Source organism: Prosthecobacter sp. (genome assembly GCF_020439865.1).
In the GTDB taxonomy this organism is placed as follows: Bacteria; Verrucomicrobiota; Verrucomicrobiia; order Verrucomicrobiales; family Verrucomicrobiaceae; genus Prosthecobacter.
In genome coordinates this window covers 46,964-67,802 of sequence record NZ_JAGRPF010000149.1, presented here as the reverse complement: position 1 = coordinate 67,802, position 20,839 = coordinate 46,964, and the positions used below count along the sequence as shown (strand labels likewise).

At 60.9% G+C, this 20,839-nt stretch carries 19 protein-coding genes; 15 read left to right on the top strand and 4 right to left on the bottom strand.

The genetic code is table 11. The annotated features are described in order from the left end of the window. The first annotated feature begins 12 nt into the window (after positions 1–12). Complete coding sequence (locus KDL09_RS18635; RefSeq protein ID WP_294388540.1) at positions 13–1,521, top strand: efflux transporter outer membrane subunit; 1,509 nt, start codon at positions 13–15, stop codon at positions 1,519–1,521. Here the strand turns inward: KDL09_RS18635 and KDL09_RS18630 are convergent. After that, positions 1,518–2,492: a squalene/phytoene synthase family protein gene (locus tag KDL09_RS18630; protein WP_294388538.1), complete on the bottom strand. Its 975-nt coding sequence runs from the start codon at positions 2,490–2,492 to the stop codon at positions 1,518–1,520. The genes KDL09_RS18635 and KDL09_RS18630 overlap by 4 nt on opposite strands. 54 nt (positions 2,493–2,546) lie before the next feature. On the opposite strand from KDL09_RS18630, the gene hemW reads away from it, so the two are divergent. After that, on the top strand, positions 2,547–3,677 hold the full coding sequence (gene hemW / locus KDL09_RS18625) for a radical SAM family heme chaperone HemW (RefSeq protein WP_294388535.1): 1,131 nt from the start codon (positions 2,547–2,549) through the stop codon (positions 3,675–3,677). A gap of 2 nt (positions 3,678–3,679) precedes the next feature. On the opposite strand, the gene KDL09_RS18620 is transcribed toward hemW, so the two are convergent. Next, the gene (locus KDL09_RS18620; protein ID WP_294388532.1) at positions 3,680–4,201 is read right to left on the bottom strand and encodes a DUF5362 family protein; all 522 of its coding nucleotides are present in this window, start codon (positions 4,199–4,201) and stop codon (positions 3,680–3,682) included. A 110-nt stretch (positions 4,202–4,311) separates the two neighbouring features. Between KDL09_RS18620 and KDL09_RS18615 the strand changes: the two genes are divergently transcribed. The 13 genes from KDL09_RS18615 (at position 4,312) to KDL09_RS18555 (ending at position 18,547) form a co-directional block, all read left to right on the top strand. Then, positions 4,312–5,079 carry an RDD family protein gene (locus KDL09_RS18615; RefSeq protein WP_294388528.1) on the top strand — a complete coding sequence of 256 codons (768 nt, stop codon included), beginning with the start codon at positions 4,312–4,314 and terminating at the stop codon, positions 5,077–5,079. Then, positions 5,076–6,047: a stage II sporulation protein M gene (locus KDL09_RS18610; RefSeq protein WP_294388525.1), complete on the top strand. Its 972-nt coding sequence runs from the start codon at positions 5,076–5,078 to the stop codon at positions 6,045–6,047. The genes KDL09_RS18615 and KDL09_RS18610 overlap by 4 nt, the downstream gene beginning before the upstream one ends. Continuing rightward, complete coding sequence (locus tag KDL09_RS18605; RefSeq protein WP_294388524.1) at positions 6,037–7,479, top strand: hypothetical protein; 1,443 nt, start codon at positions 6,037–6,039, stop codon at positions 7,477–7,479. Before KDL09_RS18610 ends, KDL09_RS18605 begins: the two co-directional genes overlap by 11 nt. 23 nt (positions 7,480–7,502) lie before the next feature. Continuing rightward, positions 7,503–8,792: a DUF4350 domain-containing protein gene (locus KDL09_RS18600; protein WP_294388522.1), complete on the top strand. Its 1,290-nt coding sequence runs from the start codon at positions 7,503–7,505 to the stop codon at positions 8,790–8,792. 18 nt (positions 8,793–8,810) lie between these two features. Beyond that, on the top strand, positions 8,811–9,839 hold the full coding sequence (locus tag KDL09_RS18595) for a MoxR family ATPase (protein ID WP_294388518.1): 1,029 nt from the start codon (positions 8,811–8,813) through the stop codon (positions 9,837–9,839). A 5-nt stretch (positions 9,840–9,844) separates the two neighbouring features. After that, positions 9,845–11,149, top strand: coding sequence for a DUF58 domain-containing protein (locus KDL09_RS18590; protein ID WP_294388515.1), 1,305 nt, complete (start codon positions 9,845–9,847; stop codon positions 11,147–11,149). A gap of 84 nt (positions 11,150–11,233) precedes the next feature. Continuing rightward, on the top strand, positions 11,234–12,346 hold the full coding sequence (locus tag KDL09_RS18585; RefSeq protein ID WP_345781097.1) for a DegT/DnrJ/EryC1/StrS family aminotransferase: 1,113 nt from the start codon (positions 11,234–11,236) through the stop codon (positions 12,344–12,346). 2 nt (positions 12,347–12,348) lie between these two features. Continuing rightward, positions 12,349–13,128, top strand: a complete 780-nt coding sequence (locus KDL09_RS18580) for a class I SAM-dependent methyltransferase (RefSeq protein ID WP_294388513.1) — start codon at positions 12,349–12,351, stop codon at positions 13,126–13,128. After that, positions 13,115–14,071 carry a glycosyltransferase family 2 protein gene (locus tag KDL09_RS18575; protein WP_294388509.1) on the top strand — a complete coding sequence of 319 codons (957 nt, stop codon included), beginning with the start codon at positions 13,115–13,117 and terminating at the stop codon, positions 14,069–14,071. Before KDL09_RS18580 ends, KDL09_RS18575 begins: the two co-directional genes overlap by 14 nt. After that, complete coding sequence (locus KDL09_RS18570) at positions 14,068–14,520, top strand: FdtA/QdtA family cupin domain-containing protein (protein WP_294388507.1); 453 nt, start codon at positions 14,068–14,070, stop codon at positions 14,518–14,520. Before KDL09_RS18575 ends, KDL09_RS18570 begins: the two co-directional genes overlap by 4 nt. Next, the gene (locus tag KDL09_RS18565) at positions 14,517–15,626 is read left to right on the top strand and encodes a sensor histidine kinase (protein WP_294388505.1); all 1,110 of its coding nucleotides are present in this window, start codon (positions 14,517–14,519) and stop codon (positions 15,624–15,626) included. The genes KDL09_RS18570 and KDL09_RS18565 overlap by 4 nt, the downstream gene beginning before the upstream one ends. Next, the gene (locus tag KDL09_RS18560; RefSeq protein ID WP_294388502.1) at positions 15,613–16,290 is read left to right on the top strand and encodes a response regulator transcription factor; all 678 of its coding nucleotides are present in this window, start codon (positions 15,613–15,615) and stop codon (positions 16,288–16,290) included. Before KDL09_RS18565 ends, KDL09_RS18560 begins: the two co-directional genes overlap by 14 nt. Before the next feature lie 439 nt (positions 16,291–16,729). Next, positions 16,730–18,547, top strand: a complete 1,818-nt coding sequence (locus KDL09_RS18555) for a tetratricopeptide repeat protein (protein WP_294388499.1) — start codon at positions 16,730–16,732, stop codon at positions 18,545–18,547. A gap of 9 nt (positions 18,548–18,556) precedes the next feature. On the opposite strand, the gene KDL09_RS18550 is transcribed toward KDL09_RS18555, so the two are convergent. Beyond that, positions 18,557–19,570, bottom strand: coding sequence for a hypothetical protein (locus KDL09_RS18550; RefSeq protein WP_294388497.1), 1,014 nt, complete (start codon positions 19,568–19,570; stop codon positions 18,557–18,559). Continuing rightward, positions 19,570–20,826: a DUF1501 domain-containing protein gene (locus KDL09_RS18545; protein WP_294388494.1), complete on the bottom strand. Its 1,257-nt coding sequence runs from the start codon at positions 20,824–20,826 to the stop codon at positions 19,570–19,572. Before KDL09_RS18545 ends, KDL09_RS18550 begins: the two co-directional genes overlap by 1 nt. Between the last annotated feature and the right edge of the window lie 13 nt (positions 20,827–20,839).

Sequence of the window (20,839 nt, the reverse complement as noted above, 5' to 3'; positions counted from 1 at the left end):
TCACTCTTCATCATGCGCCTCCTCGTCCTATTCCTCTTCACCACCAGCGCCTTTGCGCAGATTGGTCCCGACTACGAACGTCCTGCCACGGCAACGCCGCCGCAGTTCAAAGGCGTGACGTGGCGTTCGGCCACGCCTTCAGCACATCTGCCGAAAGGCGAATGGTGGAAGGTCTTCAATGATTCGCGGCTCAACACGCTGGTCGCCGCCGCCACGGCGAACAATCAGCAGCTCAAAGGCGCGATTGCGCGTTTCGATCAGGCGCGTGCTGCCGCGCGCATGTCACGCGGTGATTTCTTCCCGACCATCGGCCTGCCGCTCAACGCGGAACGCCAGCGGACTTCCGAGAACATGCCGTCGCCGTTTCCGCTGAATGGCCTGAGATACAACGGTCCGGCCTACAATGCCCCGGTGGAGTTTAGCTGGGAGCTCGATCTCTGGGGCAAGCTTCGCCGTCAGGCCGAAGGCACGCGACTGGATGCCGCCGCAGCAGGTGACGCGATGCACAACGTGCTCCTCGGCATTCAGGCCGAGGTGGCGATGAACTACTTCAAACTTCGCACGCTCGACAACGAGATGCGCCTCGTGCGTGAGGCGGTGGGGCTGCGCAATGAAGCGCTGAACATCGCCACGGCGCGCGTGCAGGCCGGTGCCGGCAGCGAATTGGAGCAGGCGCAGGCGGAAACCGAGGTGGCGTCTGCTGAAGCGGAGATTTCATCGCTTCAGTCGCAGCGTGATCAGTTGGAAAATGTGATCGCCATGCTCATCGGAACGAGTGCTTCAAACTTTCGCATCCCGCCCTCGACGACGTCTCTCCCCAGACCTCCGAGCGTGCCTTCGGGCATGCCCAGCGACCTGCTGGAACGTCGGCCCGACATCTCGCAGGCTGAGCGCATGCTGCACGCCGCGACCGCGCGCATCGGCGTGGCGAAGGCCTATTTCTTTCCGAGCATCAAGCTGCTTGGCCGCGGCGGATTTCAGAGCGGTGACATTGATTTTCTGTTCCGCCCGACATCGCTCATGTGGAACATCGGTCCGAGCGTCAACGTGCCGTTGTTTTCGGGAAACAAAAACCGCTGGAATCTGACGAAGGCGAAGGCCGACCACGACGAGGCGCTCGCGGCGTATCGTCAGGCCTTCCTCGCCGCGCTGGCGGATGTGGAGTCGAGCCTGGCGATGATCCGCAACCTTGGAACACAGTCAGAGTCGCTCTCACGCGCACGCATCAGTTCCGAGAGGGCTGCGCAGATTGCCAAGGTCCGCTACGAGGCCGGCACGAGCCCTTATCTCAATGTCATTGACGCCAACCGCACGACGCTCGCGACCCAGCGTGCCACCGCGCAGGTCTCTGGTCAGCGTCTTATTGCTGCGGTGGGTTTGATCAAGGCCATCGGCGGCGGCTGGGATCAAAAGCTGCCGACTCAAGTGCCCGAAACGACGCCCGATCCCGCCGCGCAATATGATGGCGACGAGAAGAAAGGTTTCTTCTCGCGGGTGAAGGGCTGGTTCAAGCGGGATTAAGCGGCCAGCTTCCGATACAGCTTCTCCATCGCTTCTGAACTTCGACAGGCGATGGCGGCTTGAGCTAAAATGCTGGCGACGTCGAGGCGTGAGATCTTGATGCCCTGCTGAACTTTGTCCCATGAGGCATCGCGCATTTTGGCGGCGGTTTGGATGCCGAGGAGCAGGGGCAGGGCGGTGGCGTAGCGGAGTTTGCCGTGGGTGACGTGCTGAACGTAACGCAGGCCGCATTCGAGGTGGTCGGTGCAGGCTTGCAGCCACTTGCGCCACTCGATTTGGATGTCGTCGGGCTTGCATGGCAGGTAGCAGCGGCCGTCGCGAGTGTCTTCGCCGATGTCGCGCAGGATGTTGATGAGCTGGAGGCCTTTGCCCATGCGTGCGCCCCATTCTTGCATCTGTGCGGTGGAGACGGCGGGATCGAGTGAACTCGGAAGTTCGCTGGCACAGAGCTGCGTCCAGAATTCGCCGACACAGCCGGCGACGAGCCAGGTGTATTGATCGAGTTCTTCGGCACTGGCGAGCGAACGAAGTTGGCCGTCGGCGGGAAAGCGGCGGATGTCGAGCATCTGGCCGTCGATGATGTGCTCCAGCACGCTTTGGATCGCAGCGAGTGGAGTCGGCTGCATCGTGCGCAGCCAGGCGATGCCATCGGCGAATTGTTCCATGAGGCGTCGTTCAGCATCGTCTTCCTGCTTGGGGCAAAACTGCTCGCGCAGGGTGCTGGCGAGCGATTCGACGGCGGAATCGCCACGGACGAGAGCGCGGTAGCGTTCGAGGCAGTCCAGACGCACTTCGGCGCTGACACTGGCGGTGTCGGCGATCGTGTCTGCCGTGCGTGCGAGCAGGTAGGCGAGGGAAATGGGCTCACGCAGCTCCTTGGGAAGCGCTTTGAGCGTGAGGTAGAACGAACGCGACACCGCCGCCAGCAACTGGCCGCCGAGTTCGCGTTCGTGGTGGGATTCGTCTGACACGTCGAGGAAGAATGGAGTATGGGAGTGTTGGAGTATTGGGCGCAGCGATATAGCATGAAGCCAGCACTCCACCACTCCATTACTCCTGCCCGATCCGTGCGCCACCTCTACGTCCACATCCCGTTCTGCCACCGCATCTGCCCGTATTGCAGCTTTCACAAGCACACGCCGGGCGGGACGGACATGACGGCGTTTGTGGATGCGCTCCTCAAGGAGATGGAAAAGCAGCCGCTGAAGCCGCAGACGATCTTCTTCGGCGGCGGGACGCCGACGATGCTGAGCGAGACGCATCTGGAGCGCCTGTTGCGCGGCATGCGGGATCGGGTGGACATGTCGGAGGTCGTGGAATTCACGATGGAGGCCAATCCGCGCAATGTGACGGCATCGAAAGCGGCGATGATGCGCGATTTGGGGGTGACGCGGGTTTCCCTGGGCGTGCAGGCCTGGGACGACGCGACGCTCAAGACACTGGGGCGTGATCATGCACCCGCTGAGGCCGAAGAAACGTGGCAGGCACTCAAGGCCGCTGAATTTCCAAGTCTGAACCTCGACCTGATGTTTTCGATTCCGGGCCAGAGCTTGGAGACATGGCGTGCCACCTTGGAGCGCTCGCTCTCGTTGAAGCCGGATCACATCTCGGCCTACAACCTCAATTATGAGGAGGACACCGACTTCTTTCGCAGGCTGAAAGCCGGCGAGTTCCGGGAAGACGAAGGTCGTGACACCGATTTTTTCAATCTGGGCATCGACCTGCTCGAAGCGGATGGTTTTGAGCACTACGAGATCTCGAATTACGCGAAGCCGGGACATCGCAGCGTGCACAATGAAGCCTACTGGATGGGCGAGGATTATCTGGGCATCGGTCCCGGTGCATTTTCGACGGTGGGCGGCCAGCGCTGGCACAACGTGAAGGACACGCCGCGCTACATGGCGATGACACTGGCGGGTGACGACACGGCGACGGATGTCGAGGAACTAACACCGGAAAACCGCCGCACGGAGCGCTTCGGTCTGGAACTGCGCACTGCACGCGGCCTGCCGCTGGAGTTGATCACGTCCGAGTCACGCAAGATGCTGGAGACCTTGCGCGACCAAGGCTTGCTGGAGTTCAACGAGCAGTTCGTGCGGCTCACCCGTGCAGGCAAACCGCTCGTCGATCCCATCGCCGTGGCGTTGATGGGTTAGGCCTATTTGAAAGCGCCGCTTTTCATCGCCGCAGTCGCACCGAATACGACGAACCCAACGACTACGACCAGATACAGCGAGATCATGATGATCGTCATGATGCCGATGAATTTCCAAAAACTGCGCTGTTCGTTCAGCGCCGCATCAAGGTCGGCCACCGAACGGGTGGAGACCAGTGATCCGATGCGGCTGGCGTATTTGCCCAGCTTGATGGCGGGGAAGATGTAGACGATGGCCATCAGTCCGTAGATGGCCGCCATCACCACAAGTTCCGCGCCTCCAAACGGGCTCGTGGTGGTCTGTTTCGTGACGCCCAACGCTGTGACAGCGCCCATGCCGATGGCGCCAAGCAGCATGAAAGCAACGCCGATCCACATCAACACTGACATGAAGCGCACCCAGGGTTTCGTGGCCGAGAGCATGGCGATGGTGCTCGGGGAAACGCCATCAGCCGCGGGGCCGCTGGAGGCTCCGTAGAGATTCGCAGCGGGGGAGGTGTAGGGATTGGGGGGCGTGGATTCCATGATGGTAGGAGTGGATGGACAGAGACGTCGGGATATCCCGGCATTTGTGAAGCCTACGAAAAGAATTCGGTGGTTGTCAAAACCAAACGGACCCGCTTCATTACCCGCTAATGGCAGCGGCACGCGCGGACACATTGCAACCAGTCGAACTCGCCGATGGCGTGGAGATTCAGCTTCGTGTGGCCGGACCGGCGGTGAGGAGCATGGCCTACATGATTGACCTGCTGATCCGCATCGGCATCGACATCGGTGTGGCGATTTTGGCTTTCTGGGTGCTGCCGGTAATGATCGGTCCGAAGGTGACGGGCGGTCTGGTGATGCTGTTCATGTTCTTCATGGAGTGGTTTTACAACGTACTCTTCGAAGCCGGTGCGAAAGGGGCGACACCGGGACAGCGGTCGATGAAGCTGCGGGTGATGAGTGTGACCGGTGGTCCGGTGACGCTGGCTCAGGCGGTGATGCGCAATTTCCTGCGCGTGGTGGATTTCATGCCGGGGCTGTACCTCACCGGCATCGTCTGCATGCTCTTCACGAAGCGGTTTCAGCGTCTCGGCGATCTGGTGGCGAACACGGTGGTGACGTATGCCGATCCCCCCACGGCCATCACGCCGAATGTTGAAATTCGCGCCGAGCGGCGTGCTCCGTCGCAGGTGCTCACCCGGGAGGAGCAGGCGGCGCTGCTGCAGTTCATGGAACGTGCGCCCCTGTGGGCGGATGAGCGCCGTCTGGAACTCGCCGCGCTGACACAACCGCTCACGCTGGCACCGGGTGTGGAAGGGCTGCGCCGTCTGTGCGGCATGGCGCTGTGGCTGCAGGAGCCGGAGGAAAAACGTGGCGGACCGCCACCCATCAAGGGAGCACCGTTGTTTCGATCATGACGCCGGCCCAGTTTGAAAAGAACATCGAGCCGCGCTGGAAGAAACTGGAGCGGCTCCTCACCGAGGCGGAACAGGCCCGGCCGCGCGAGGACGTGGAGGAACTGCCCGCCACCTTTCGTCAGGTGTGTCATGATCTGAGCATCGCGCAGCATCGCATGAGCCCGCAGCGGCTGACGCAGAAACTGAATGCGCTGGCGATTCGTGCCTACCGCCTGCTGGAGCGCCGCAGCGCGGGAGGGGGAGAGGCGTTCATGCGCCTGTTCTTCGTTGAGTTTCCCCAGGCGGTGCGAGCGGACTGGAAACTGTTCTGGTGGTGCACGGCGCTGTTTTATGTGCCGGCGGTGTTGCTTGCGGCGCTCACTCCGGCGCATCCCGAGTGGGCCATGGCGTTGCTCGGGCCGGAGGGAATGGTGCAAATCGAAAGCATGTATGGTGAGGCCAGCAAACCTTCGGACTACGTGCGCGACAGCTTCGGTTCCGGCTTTGCCGCGTTCTGTTTCTACATCTGGAACAACGTCAGCATCGATTTCAAAACGTTTGCCGGAGGCATCCTCGGCGGCGTGGGAGCCTTGTTTGTGCTGCTGTTCAACTCGCTCTATCTCGGCGCGGTGTTTGGCTATGTGCATTACTCGGGCAATCCGCTCACGCTTTACACCTGGGTGGTGGCGCACGGCGCACCCGAACTCACCGGCGTGGTGATTTCGGCCATGGCGGGAATGCGTGTCGGCTGGTCGGTGCTTCGCCCCGGCCGACTGACGCGTCGCGATGCGTTGGTGCTCGCAGGGCGCAAAGCGCTGCCACTGTTGATCGGTGCGGCGGTTCTGACGAGTCTGGCTGCGGTGCTGGAGGGCTTCTGGTCTCCCCTGGATATGCCGACGGAGATGAAATTCGCGGCAGGCGGCGTGTGCTGGCTGCTGGTGGCTGCTTTTCTAATGTTCAGCGGAAGGAGGCAGGCGGATGCGGCTTGAGGACATCACCGTCGCCCTGCGTCCGCGGCAGCCCTGGGAATCCGTGGATCTGGGCTGTGCCATGGTTCGGCGTGACTACGGCTCCATCATTGGGCTATGGGCATGCACGGTGGTGCCACTGTGGATCGTCGTGTGCGTGGTGTTGCGCTCGTCTCCGGAGTGGATTCCGCTGGTGGTGTGGTGGTTGAAACCGCTCTACGACCGTGTGCCGTTGTTTTTCCTGAGCCGTGCGGCCTTTGGTGTGCGTCCGGGATTCATCGAGACGTGGAAGGAGTGGCCGCGCCTGTGGCTGTCGAACTGTCTGCCCGCGCTGCTGTGGCGGCGCCTGTCGTTCATTCGCAGTTTTGCCCTGCCCGCGCAGATGCTGGAAGGCTTGCGCGGTTCCGCGGTGAACCGTCGCATCAAGACTCTCGCGATGGACGGCGGCGGCTCGGGCGTGTCCCTTTCCTATGCGTTTTCCAAAATCGAACTGGTCGTGTGGATCGGACTGATGCTCGGCACGTATGGCATGCTGCCGGAGTCGGCCCAGCCGGATTGGGACGGGCTCATGAGTGCGTTCGATGTCGAGAACGCCGTGCCTGCGGGTTTCCTATGGTGGGGCGCGGCGTGTCACATGGTCGTGGTCTCGTTGATCGAGCCGTTTTATGTCGGTGCCGGATTCGCGCTCTATTTGAACTGCCGGACGCGCATCGAGGGCTGGGACGTCGAGCTGGCCTTCCGACGAATGGCCGCGCGTCTGACTTCTGCGGCAACGGCGCTGGTGATCGCGGTGCTGACACTCTTTGGCCTGCAGCCTTCCGCTTTCGCAGCCGAGGGGAAGGATCCGGACAAAGTCGTCAAGGAGGTGCTTGAGAGACCGGAGTTTGAGATTCACAAAATTCAAACCAAGGAGTGGGTGCCGGAATTTAAGACGCCGGACAACATTGATTCTCCGCCGCATCTCAGTGCTTTTGGCGCCATCGGTGAACTGTTGTTTTGGGTGCTGATCATCGGACTGGTGGTGTGGCTCGTTATTTATTTGGTCAACAACAGCCACCTTTTCACCTCACGCGGTGCCAGCAAGACAGCCGTAAAAGCGCCGAAGGTGCTGATGGGCATGAACATCACACGCGAGAGCCTGCCGGATGACATTGTGGCCGCCGCGCGTGCGGCGTGGGCTGCGGGTGATTTCAAAGAGGCGCTGAGCCTGCTGTATCGTGGTTCGTTGTCCTGGCTGGTGAACCGTCGTCGGGTGCCGATCATCGACAGCGACACTGAGGAGGACTGTCTCGTGCATGTCATGCAGGCAGGAGAAAAGATTGAGGCCGACTACTTCCGCCTTCTCACAGGAGCCTGGGTGCAGGTGGCCTATGCTAGCCTCCCTGCTTCGAATGACGAAATGGGCAGGCTCTTGGATCAATGGCCCTTCATCGAGAAAGGAGGCGAGGCATGAAAGGGTTCGTGACACGCTGTATCATGGCGTTGGTTGCAACGCTCGTCCTCTGCGGATGTGACGGCCATTGGGAGGACGTGGAGAAGACCACCGGCTACAAGGGCAAGGCACGGTTGAATCCTTTCCTGGCTGCCGAAGAGCTGCTTGATGGACTTGGGCACAATGCGCACGGGGCGAAGTCGCTCACCAAATTGCCTCCGCATGACGCGGTGATCCTCATTTCGGGTGAAGGAGGGCTCCCTGAAGGCCGTGCGAAACAACTGCTGCGCTGGGCGTTCAGCGGCGGACACCTCATTTATTGCCTCAGCGGCACGCGGCCTTACAACGACTTTGAAACCCAGTTCGGTTCCTTCATCTCAGCGATGCTGCTCGAGGAGGAAAAAGATCCGATCCTGGACCAACTGGGGGTGGGGGTGCAAAAGCGAGTCAAGGAGGAAGGACTCAAAGGATTCATCAAAGAAGAGCTGGTCAAAAAGGACGACAAGAAGGGCGAGACGAAAGACGGTCCGGCAGATAAAAAGAGCGAAGCGGACAAAGATGGGGCGGAAGCGAAGCCGAAAAAGAAAAAGTCGAATGACGAAGAGGACGAAGACTGGCGTGCCTCGGTGCAGGAGGTGAAATGGAACGGAGAAACCTATCAGGTCGAACTCGGCGGCTACCTGCACATGATCCTCAAGCGCAAGCTTCGATCGGGCGAGTTCTCCGCCGGCAACAAGAACGAGTCGCTGGCGCTGCATCTGCAGCACGGCATGGGCTCCGTCACGCTGCTGTCGCATGCGCGTCCTCTGCGCAATCACTGGATCGGCGAACGCGATCATGCGCGCTGGCTGTCCGATCTCGTGGGCGAACATGGATCCAAGGAGGTGTTGTTCGTGGCGTCTCACGCCGGCAGTTTTCTCGGCCTGCTGTGGCAGCATGGCTGGATGGCACTCGTCGCGCTCGGTGTCTGCATCGCCTTCTGGCTCTGGCAGCAGATGCCGCGCTTCGGGCCGATGGCCGAGGTGGAACTCGATTCCACGCGGCATTTCGCCAGCCACATCGGAGCGTTGGGGGAGTTCTTCTGGCGCATGCGACGAGGTTCACTGCTGGTGAAGTCCGCCCGGGATGCCGTGTGGGAACGTGTGCGAGAGAAGCATCCTTCCCTGAACGATGGCAGCCGACAGATGAGCGACCACCTCGCCGAAGAAATCGCCCGTCGCACCGGGCTGCCGGTGAATCGTGTCACCGCCGCGTTCGATGTGGCGCCGCCCGAAAGCGGCCACAACTTCGTCAATCTCATGCGTGACCTTCAAGCCATCCGTCGTGCTCTCTAAACCATCACCCACAAAGCCATGAACCCGATCCTTCCAGAACCTGACGTTTCCAGTCTCTACACGCCGCCGCCTGCGACGTTCACGCCGCCGGCCATGCCGCGCAGCACCACCGTTTTTCAGCAGATCCGCTCAGCGGTGGCCCAGGTGTTTGTCGGGCAGGAGGAGGTTCTGCATCAGGTGCTGGCGGCGCTGCTGGCCGGAGGTCATGTGCTGCTCGAAGGCAAGCCGGGTCTGGGCAAAACCCATCTGGTGCTCGCGCTTTCCCATACGTTTGGCGGCAGCTTTCGGCGCATCCAGTTCACGCCTGACCTGATGCCGTCCGATGTTTGCGGCCACACCTTGTTCGACATGGCCAGCAGCACGTTCCGCGTGCGCCGCGGTCCGGTGTTTGCGAACCTTCTTCTGGCGGACGAGATCAACCGTGCTCCGGCCAAAACACAGTCCGCGCTGCTTGAGGTGATGCAGGAGACGCAGGTGACGATTGATGGCGAGAGCCATGCGCTCGTGCCGCCCTTCATGACCTTCGCGACGCAGAATCCGATCGAGCAGGAGGGCACGTATCCTCTGCCGGAGGCGCAACTCGACCGTTTCCTGCTCAAGGTGCTCATCGACTATCCCGATGTGGCGAATGAGACTTGGGTGGTGAAGGCGGTTTCATCGCGCGCATCGGGCGGTGGGCTTTCGACCTCGAGTGTCCCGCAGGTTTGCTCTCCTGATGACATCATCGCGGCCCAGGAGGAGGCTGCAGCGGTGCAGGCGGTCGAGCAGGTGGTTGATTACGCGGTGAAGATCGTGCGCGCGACGCGACAGCACAGTGCGATTTCTCTCGGTGCCGGAACGCGCGGCGCGATCAGTCTGGTGCGAGTGGCCAAATCGTATGCGCTGCTCGAAGGACGCGGCTACATCACGCCGGCGGACGTGAAACGCGCGGTGCTGCCCGTGCTGCGTCATCGCGTGCAGCTTGCTCCTGAAATCGCCATCAGCGGCCAGAGCGTGGACGACATGCTGAACTCACTGCTCAAGACCATCGAGGCACCCCGCGTCTGATTTTCATGCGTCCGACCGTCCTGCTGCTCAGACTGCTCATCGCCTGGCTTGTGCTGGCGGTGGCCGCGTGTGTCTGGGAGAAGTTTGTACCGCTCTGGCTGGGCGCGGGAGGTCTGCTGCTGCTGATCATGCTGGTGGACGCGTTCACGCTGCCGCGTCGAGGGCGAATCACCGGAGAGCGTTCGTTGCCGGGTCGTTTTGCGCTCGGAGTCGGATCGCAGGTGACGCTGACCGTGACGCACTCGGTGGGACGCACGTTGGATGTGGAGTTGTTCGACGGCATACCGACTGCGGCCGAGGCCGAGGGGCTCCCGCATCGTGTCAGCATCCCATCGGGTGAGTTTGCCGCCATCACGTATGAGGCGCGTTTCGTTCGTCGTGGCCAGCACGTGTTCACTCCCGCGCATGTGCTGGTCAGTTCAGTGATTGGGTTGTGGCGCAACCTTCATTTCGTCGCGGGTGAGAGCCAGACCCGGGCCTATCCGAACTACGAACCCGTGGTGCGCTTTGCGATGCTGGCGATGGCCAACCGCGTGGAGCAGATGGGCATCGTCAAACGCCGCCGCATGGGTGCCTCGCTGGATTTTCATCAACTGCGTGACTACCAGGATGGCGATGTGCTTTCGCGCATCGACTGGAAGGCGACGTCGCGCCGCTCGACGCTCGTCAGTCGTGACTTTGAGGAGACACGCAATCAGACGATTCTTCTCGTGCCCGACTGCGGCCGTCGCATGCGCGCGTTGGACGGAGGTCTCAGTCAGTTTGATCACTGTCTCAATGCGATGCTGTTGATCTCCTTCATTGCGTTGCGCCAAGGGGACGAAGTCGGCGTTGTGGGGTTCGGCGGCGTGCAGCGCTGGCTGCCGCCGGTCAAAGGGGCACACAGCATGCCCAAGCTGCTCAATCATCTCTACAACTACGAGGCCAGCGGCGAACCGAGTGATTTCGTCGAGGCCGCCGAACGTGTGATGACCCTGCAGCGTCGCCGCGCCCTCGTGATCCTTCTCACGAACCTTCGCAGTGAAGACGGTTCCGCCCTTTCCGCCGCCGCCAGCGCCATGCAGCGTCGTCACTTGGTGCTCGCCGCAACTTTGCGCGAGCACGAGCTCGATCAGCGCGCGGATGCTCCGATCGATCACCTGTCTGACGCACTGCAATACGGTGCGCTGACACACTACTTCGGTGAGCGCCGCCGTGTGCTGGAGACCCTGCGCGCGCGGCGCATTCTCACGGTGGACGAATCGGCGCAGATGCTGCCAGTGGCGCTGGCCAACAAGTATCTGGATGTGAAGGCTGGCGGGCTGCTCTGAAGTCGGCGCCACGCAAATGTGGCGCTAGACGCTACGTGTAGCGTTATTTGCGACAAACCTGAGGGACGGGAGGGTGTGGAACGCATGACCAGCCCAACCAGTCATATGTTTCCACCGTATCCGCAGGCGGACCGGCAGAGGCACCAAGCAGCGCTCACGCAGGCTGTGCAGCGTGTCTTTGAAAGTGGCAGCTACATTTTGGGTGGGGAGGTGAAGGCGTTCGAGAGAGAGTTCGCCGCACATCTCGGAGCGAAGCATGTGGTGGGCCTGGCGAGCGGCACGGATGCGATCGAAGTGATGTTGCGGGCCCATGAAATCGGTGTCGGCGACAAGGTTGCGGCGCCTGCCCATGCGCCTTCGGCTGTAGCGGCGGGTGTGAGGCGCAGCGGAGCGGAAGTGGTTTTTGCAGACATCGATTCAGAGACGTTCACGCTTTGTCCGGAATCGCTGGATGCGGTTCTTCGTTCGCCCAAAGGGCGCGGTGTGAAGGCGGTCCTTGCGGTGCATCTTTACGGACATCCAGTGGACTGGAGAAATCTGAAACATGTGGCCAATGAGCATGGTGCCATTCTGCTGGAAGACTGTGCCCAGGCACACGGGGCGTCGTGGCATGGACGTGCGGTCGGAACACTCGGCAGGGCGGCGGCGTTCAGCTTTTATCCCACCAAAAATCTCGCGGCAATCGGGGACGCGGGTGCTGTGGTCACCGACGATGATGAACTGGCCGTGCGGCTGCGCCAGTTGCGCGTGTATGGATGGAAGACCCGGTTCAACAGTGAGATTCCGGGGGTGAACAGCCGGCTCGATGAGCTTCAAGCCGCGGTGCTGCGTGTGAAGTTGGGGGCGCTCACTGAGAGCGTTCACCAGCGGCGCAGACTGGCGGCGGAATACGATTCCCGGCTCGGAGGAAGCGCTGTCGTGAAACCTCCGGTGGTGCGGGGTGGCTGCGAGCACGCCTGCCATCAATACGTGGTGCGCAGTTCGCGCCGGGATGAACTGCTGGCCCATCTGCTGCGCGCCGGTGTGCCGGCGGCAGTGCATTATCAACTGCCCCTGCACCGACAGGCAGCGTTTGGCAGTAATGTGTCGCTTGTGGAAAGCGAGCGGGCCGCGGCCGAGGTGATCTCATTGCCGCTGCATCCCTATTTGTCCGAAGCGGCCTTGGATGCCGTCTGCGACGCCATTGAAACTTTTTGATCATGCAGGCTTCCGAATACAACACCCTCAGAGCAGCCGAGGAACACCACTGGTGGTACCTGGTGCTTCGAGGACTGGTGAGCAGGGCCTTGGTCGGACGGCTGCCTCCGCGTGGATACATTCTGGACGCGGGATGCGGCACCGGTGGCATGCTGGGTTTTTTGCAAAAGGGCATCCGCTGCCTCGATGTGGAAGGCGTCGACGCTTCGGAACTGGCCGTGAATCACTGTCAGCAGCGTGGCCTGAACATGGTGAAACAGGCGCCGGTGGAGCGAATGCCATTTGAAGACGGAGAATTTGATGCGGTCCTCAGCCTGGATGTGCTGTATCACTCGGGAGTGGATGAAGAGAAGGCGCTCAAAGAAATGAGCCGCGTGCTAGGTCCGGGCGGGCTGCTGGTCGTAAATCTGCCGGCTTTTGAATGTCTGCGCGGATCACATGATCTCGCGGTGTGTGGTGCAAGGCGTTACAGGGCGTGTCAGGTGCGGTCGTTGATCGAGCAACATAGTCTCGCGGTCGAAATGATCCACTACTGGAATGCCTGGCTGTTTTCCCCTTTGTTTGTGTGGCGGAAGTTGAGCCGTTTGGGAGAGAAAAAGGAGTCCGAAGTGATGTCGGATCTTCATCAAATGCCCGAGTGGCTGAATCGCATGCTGACCTTTGCGGGCCTGGTCGATGCCTGGCTGTGCCGTGTGTTTCACATCCCTTTTGGTTCGTCGGTTTTCGCCGTGGCGCACAAAGTGAACCCATCAACCGGAGGACTGGACCATGGAAGCAAATGAGAGTTCTCCCGAGGTGAGTTTCGTGGTGCCGTTGTATAACACTGGCAAGGCGCTGCCGCTCCTGTTGGAAGCTTTCCGAACATTGACCCTGACGGAAACATGGGAGCTCGTTCTGGTGGACGATGGCAGTTCGGACGGAACATTTGTCGCTGCCAAGGCTCTGCTGAAAGACTTTCCCGCGCCGGTGACGCTGGTGGAACTGGCGCGGAATTTCGGTGAGCATGCCGCGGTGATCGAGGCCTACCGTCATACGCGCGGGCGCTTCGTGGTCAATGTGGACGACGATCTGCAGAATCCTCTCAGTGAGGCGCTCAAACTGCTGCGGCATCTTCGTGAATCCGGAGCCGAAGTGGTGTACTCCTACTACGCGGATAAGAAACATCACTGGGCGCGCAACCTGGCGAGCTGGGCGGCAAATCGCAGCGCCACCTTTCTCCTCGGGAAGCCACGGGATCTCTACCTGTCGAGCTTCAGGGCGTTGCGTCGCGAACTCGTCGAGCGAATCGTGACTTATCGCGGTCCTTACCCTTACATCGACGGCCTGATTCTCGGTGCCACGAACCGCATCGAGACACTGGAGGTCGAACACGCGGAGCGCGTGGACGGACGAAGCGGTTACACGCCCCGCAAACTGGTCCGTCTGGCGATGAGCCTCCTGTTTGATTTCAGCGTCATGCCGCTGCGCATCGCGAGTTTGCTCGGGGGGCTGCTTTGCGTTCTGGGAGTCTTGATCCTTGCCGAGGTGGTGATCGAAACGCTGTTTGTCGGGCAGCGGCAGCTTGGCTGGGGCTCGTTGATGGGGGCGCTGGCCGTTTTCAGTGGCGCTCAACTGCTGATGCTGGGCATCATTGGTGAGTATGTCGGACGCGCTTTCCTGACCGTCTCCGGCAAGCCGCAGTCGCTGGTGCGCGAGGTCATTCAACATGGGGGACATGCCGCATGATCCACGAAACCTCCATCGAGTCGTGCTCGGTGCGCGGTGTGCGCCTGTATGAACTGCGCCACGTCGTGGATCATGTGCGAGGTCATCTGGCGGCGCTGGAGTTCACCCGTGATCTGCCGTTCGTGCCGCAGCGCATTTTCCTGACCCATGGCATTCCCTCACAGCAGACCCGCGGTGAGCATGCCCATCTCGAGTGCGAGCAGTTTCTTGTCTGCGTCCATGGTGAATGCCATCTGCGGGTGGATGACGGGGAGAAGCGTGAGGAGTTCTGCCTGAACCGCCCGACATTCGGTGTGCTGGTACCGTCGATGGTCTGGGCGGTGGAGCACCTGCACTCATCCGACTCCGTGCTGATGGTGCTGGCCTCGCGTCCCTACGAGGCGGAGGATTACATTCGTGATTACGACAGGTTTCTGGCTATGGTGAACCAACCGAAAGGAACGTCATGAAAGCCAGCACCATCAATGCCGTGTTCCCGCCTGAGTTGGAGAAGGCTCCGCCCGGCCGTCTGCCTGCGCTGACGAGTCTGATGCGCCGCCAGCCGGTCTGGCTTGCCACGGTGTTTCCGGTGCTGCTGACGCTGTTCATGGGCTGGCTGGATGCGATCACCGGCTGGGAGCTGAGCCTGTTCATCTTCTATGCCGTACCGATCGTGCTGGCGGTCTGGTGGGCCGGGACGGTTTCAGGACTCTTCATCACGCTGCTTTGCGGTGTTGTCTGGTGGTTTGCCAATGTGGGCGCCAATCCTTATGAAACGACGCTGGGATACGCCTGGGCGCTGATCAATCGCGAGTTCTACTTCGGGGTCGTGGTGTTCGCTGTCACTGCGGTGCGCAAAAAACATGACGCTGATGCGGCCCAGATTCAGATCCTGGAAGAACGCAGGCGTCTCGAGCAGGACATCGTCGCGGTGAGTGAGCACGAGCAGCAGCGCATCGGGCAAGACCTGCATGACGGTCTGTGCCAGCATCTCGCGGCCATCGGTTGTGCGGCGCGCGTGCTCGCAGAGGACTTGCAGGCCCAGAAAGTGTCCGAGGCGCGTGATGCGGTCATGATTGAAGAGTCGATCCAGCAGGCCGTGTTGGAGGCACGTAATTTGGCGCGAGGCATCTTCCCGGTGCATGTGGACCGCAGCGGCTTGGCGGCGGCACTGATGGATCTGGGCAAGATGATGAGCCGTCTCACAGGCACCGCCATTGTCGTCAAAGACTGCGTGGACGTGCCGGTGGATGCGCCCGAGGTCTCCATGCATCTCTACCGCATCGCCCAGGAAGCCGTGGCCAACGCCGTGAGGCACAGCGGAGCCACGGAGATCACCATCAGCATGAACCTCGCGGACGACGAACTCGAACTCCGGGTGGAAGACAATGGCAAAGGAATGCCGCCCAATTCCAAAAACCGTGGCGAGGGCATGGGCCTGCGCACGATGCGATACCGGGCCCAGGCGCTGCGCGCCAGGCTTGTTGTCGGACAACGTTCCGGTGGCGGGACCCAGGTGTCCTGCATTCTCCAGCTCCAAAACCTCCGACCCCACAACGACCATGAAGACAACTGAAGGAAAATCCGCCAACGGGTACAAGGTGCTCCTCGTCGAGGATCATCCCATGTTCCGCGAACATCTCGGCCAGCTAATCGATCGCGACCTCGGCATGTCCGTCTGTGGCGAGGCGGACAACATCCGTGATGCGATGCGGCTGATCCATGAAACGCAGCCCGACATTGCCATCGTGGACATCACCCTGCGAGGGTCCAGCGGCCTGGAACTGCTCAAGGACATCAAGGCACAGGGGCTGGACATCAACGTGCTCGTTCTCTCCATGCATGATGAGGAACTCTACGCCGAGCGTGCCCTGCGCGCAGGTGCCAAGGGTTACATCACCAAGAACGAAGCTTCGACGGAGGTGATCCAGGCCATCCGCTGCGTGATGAAAGGAGAGGTGTATGCGAGCCGGCAGATGACCGCGAAACTGCTCGAACGCATGACTCAGAAGCGGGGAAACTCAGAACTCGCCGGCTTGGAGACGCTTGCCGACCGTGAACTGGAGGTGTTTCAGATGCTTGGCCGTGGGAGGAGCACGCGCGACATCGCCCAGACGCTCAATTTGGGCGAGTCCACGGTCGAAACCTACCGGGCCCGCATCAAGGAGAAACTGCAATTGCGCAGTGCCGCCGAGTTGTACCTGCGCGCCGGTCAGTGGGTGCGGGACCACGGGGCCTGAATCCGGACCGTTGTTGAAAACCGGGCGTCACGCCGCATCCGTGTGACGAGAACAATCAGGTAGTGGTTGGCGCTTCGAGACGTGTGGCACCTCAGGACGCTTCTACGGCTGTTGTTCCCGTGAGATTCCTTCGCGCAACTGAGGCTTTCATACATGGCCTAGGTCATTTTGCCAACAAAAGACCGCGTTGTGGTCGTGGGCGCCACAGGCCTTGTGTCTTGCCTTCAAGGGACGCTTCACGGCACAATCGCTTCGAATTAAATTTAGCCATTGGGAAAACATGTCAAAGCGCCGCCGCAACAAGCACCAAACACCCAATTCTGTGACATCAAGCAGCTCTCACGAGCCTGAAACTGCTGCTCTTGAGCCGGAAGTCATCTTTGCGCGTAGTCAGCCTGAAGCAGCCGGTTCAACTTTGTCTAAGAAGTGGGTTCATGCCATGGTGGCAGTGCTGCTGGCGGGTCTCTGCGCCGGTCTTTATGTCTGGACTGCGGACTTTCCCCTGGCTTTTGATGACCACACTTACCTGAAGGACAATCCCTTTTTCCGTGATGGTGCCAGCTTTGACTACCTGAAGGACTTCAAGGAGTTCGCCAACCGTCCGGCGGTGATGGGTTCAGATCCTGACTATGCGGTAAATGCCATCCTGCGTCCGGTGGCCTATGCCAGCTTCTACCTCAACTACATGCTGGATGACTTCAATCCACGCTGGTTTCGTTTGGTCAACGTCGTCATCCACGCCTTCAATTCGATCCTGGTGTATGCCTTGATAAGCGTGCTGCTGAGATGCGGGGAGAAGACCGCGAGCTTGAAACAGGGCTCGGTGATGTTCATCGCAGCGACTTCGGCGCTCCTTTTTGCGGCGCATCCGCTCGCGGTCGAGTCCGTCACCTACATCGTTCAGCGTTTCACCTCGATGGCGGCGATGTTCTCCCTTCTGAGCCTTTGGCTGTATTTCCTGTCCCTGTCGGCCTCGTCGCGCGCCGGTGTGTGGCTCTTGCGTGGCGGTTCGGTGGTGGCGGTTTTATTGGCGATGCAGACCAAGGAGAACGGCTTCATGGTGCCGCTGCTGGCGCTGATGCTGGACTGGCTGGTGCGGGGAACCAAGCTGCGCCCGGCGGTGATGCGGGCGCTGCCGCTGCTGCTTTGCATGCCGCTTATTCCGATCCTGGTGTTTGCCACCGCGGCGGCACAGCAAGGAGGTCTGGATGTTCATGCGGCGATGAACATCGTGAACTCCCGGGACGCGCCGCTGAACCACTGGCACTACATCGTGACCGAAATCACGGTGGTGGCTCATTATCTGAGGCTGTTTGTCTGGCCCACCGGCCTCAACATCGATCCCGAGTGGCCCCAATACGAATCGCTCGTGCAGGGGCCCGTTCTGATCGCGCTGGCCTTCCTCACCGCATTCATCGGCTCGGCCTGGTATCTGTTCCGGCGGTTCCGCGGAGACGTTCGCGTGGTGCTGGGCTTTGCGTGCGTGGTCTGGTTTTTTGCCACCGTGTTCGTGTCCTCGGGAATGGTCCCTCTTCCTGACTTCGTGGCGGAGCACCGCTCCTACATGCCCTCCATCGGCATCTTCATTCTCATCGCTTGTCTGCTGGACTTGCTGAGGAGTGCGAATGTGCGCTTCAAGCTGCACCGTGCGGCTGTTCCTACCGTGGCCGGACTTTGCGTGGTGGCTCTTTCCTGGGCCACCTGCGTGCGCAACGAGGTCTGGCGCACCCGGGAGAGCCTGTGGGAGGACACCGTGGCCAAGAGCCCAGGCAAGTATCGCACCTGGGGAAATCTGGGTGCGGCCTATTCGGACTCCGGAAAGGATGAGAAGGCCGTGAAGTGCTTTCAGGAAGCGCTCAAGGTCGAGCCGCGTTTTCAAAACGGGCTGCTCAATCTCTCCAACTCTCTTCTTCGTCTGAACAGGCCCAAGGAGTCCCTCGACACTACCATCGAGCTCATCAAACTGGACCAGACCGCGGCCTCCAAGCCGCCGGTGGCCTTCACCCTCGGCCTCGGGCTCGCAGGCGTGGGCCGCTATGACGACGCTGTCTCTGTGTTCCGATCGATCATTGAAGCGGCTCCCGATGACCCCCAGACGCGCAAGGCGCTGGCTCTGGTTTACATGCAGACGGGCCTGCCGCACCGTGCGCTCGATCATCTGCATCACGCTGCCAGCGTTCTGCCCGAAGACCCGCAGCTGAAAGAGATGATCATCGCCGCCGAGACGGCATTGGCGCAGAAACGCGGAGGCCGCTGATTGCGGCGATCAAAGCTCGAACAGATGCAGCGGTGACGTGTTCGTCTTGTAGCTGCCGTCCTTGGCGAGTGACTTGCCATTGCCGTTGCTGTCGCGGTTCGTTGAAGTCACGATGAAATGTTTTCCGTCGGGATGCAGCGCCAGCGCGTGGCAGTTGGCCATTTTCTTGTTCTCGTGAAACGCTTCCTTCTCCGCGGGATCGACGAGGAACAACTGCCCGCTGCCGGGTGTGCCGGCACTCACGGCCATCAGGCATCCTGATGGATGCTGTACGAGATCCTGCACATAGCCTTCCTTGTTCGTGCCATGCGTGACGGTCTTGCTGAGCTTGCCCGTGGCAGTGTCGAAGAACAGGATCGTCGGGATGCTTTGCGGCGTCGCGCCGTTCTGTGGAGTCGTGCCGGCGGCGAGCAGGGTCTTGCCTTCATCGATGTGCATCAGCACGCGCAGGCCGCCGAGATCCTGGATGCGGTCGAGCTTATAGAGCGCCGAGCCGTCGAAGGACTTCTGCTTCTTCTTCAAATTCAAATCCCATGTCTCGATCCGCCCGCGCATGTCGCCGAACGTGATGCCATCGCTCATCGTCAGCGCATAGACGTCCTCTTCGGCGTGATGCTCGACTAGTTTCTTGCCGGTGGCGGCATCCCAAACGCGCACGAATCCATCTTTGCCGCAGGTCGCGATGCGGCTGCCAACATTTGAAACTGCAATCTGCCGCAACCATCCGTCGTGCGCTGTTTCATTCCGCCACAACGCCTTCTCGCCTTCGAAGCAGGCGAGTTGTCCCCATGAGTCCGCAGCGAACAGGATGGGCTTTGCTGGATGAAACACCAATGCTGTGGTGTAGCCGTGAAAGCCATTCAGCGAGGGCTGGGGAGTCAAATCTTTGCCATCGAACGACCAGCGCCGCACCGCGGGCTCGTAACCGGCCGCCGCGAGCATGGAACCATCCGCGCTGAATCTCGCCGCGCTGATCTGGCGCTCGGATTTGAATTCGGCGATCTGTTTGGGCTCCAGTTTCATCACGCCAGCGCCTCCTTGATTTGCATCATCTCGTCGTGCGCGATCGGCAGCGGCTGTCCTGCGTTGTCGAACTCCGTGTGGTGCGAGTCGATGCCCAGCGCCTGATACCAGGTGTGGAAGGCGGCGCCGATGTCGTAAGGTTGCGACTTCACCTCGGTGCCGCGTTCGTTTGTCTCGCCGATGACCAGTCCATGCTTCACGCCGTGGCCTGCCATCGCGATGCTCCACGCCTCCGGCCAGTGATCGCGGCCCACATGGCCGTTGATGCGCGGTGTGCGGCCGAACTCGCTCAGGCAGATGACGAGCGTCGTCTTCAGCAGTCCGCTGGCTTCGAGATCCTCAAGCATTGCGCTGAAGGCCTGGTCGAACTTCGGGATCATTGTCGTTTGCGAATTGAAGTGATCGCCGTGCGTGTCCCAGCCATAGCTCGTCACTTTGACGAAACGCACTCCGGCCTCCAGCATCTGCCGCGCCACAAGCATGTGCTGGCCGAAATCATGCCGTCCATAGCGTTCGCGATCACGTTCAGGCAGCTTCGTGGTGTCAAAGATGTCGGCGCGTGCCATGAGCTTCTCCGCCATGTCAAAGACGGACGCATTCGCCTCCACGACGCGCTTGTCGCGTTTCGCGGCGAAGCGTTTGTCGAGCATCGTCCGCAGTTCGGTGCGCGCTGCGTTCTGCTCGGCGGTGATGTCGGGATGGCGCAGCAGATTGTCCGGTGGTTTGCCGTCGCCGAAGGCGAGGGAGCCGTATTTTGGCCCGAGGAAGCCTGCGTCTTCCGCGCGGAAGCCGCCGCTGCCCGGCTTGATCCACACATAAGGCGGCAGTCCGCTCGCGCCCGGTCCCAGCAGCTTCGCCACACCCGCGCCGAAGTGCGGATACGGCACGCCGCGGTTCTTTGGATCGCCGCGCTGGATGCGGTCCACGCCGGAGGAGTGTGCGTTGTCCTTCGTGCACATGCTGCGCACCACGCAGAGTTTGTGCGCCTGCTTGGCGAGCTTCGGCATTAGCTCGCAGAAGTGAACACCCGGCACGCTCGTCTTGATGCTGCGGAAAGGGCCGCCGAACTCCGTGTTCGGTTTCGGATCCCATGACTCTAGCTGCGACAGTCCGCCGTCGAGCCACACAAAGAGCACCTGCTTGTCCTTCTGCCGCATCGCCTCTGCGAGCACCGGCGACGCCAGCAGGCTCAGCCCACCGCCGAGAAAGGCCCGACGTGAAAGGCTGTGCTCACGAGGTGTGCAAAGGGGATTCATGATTGAAATGACG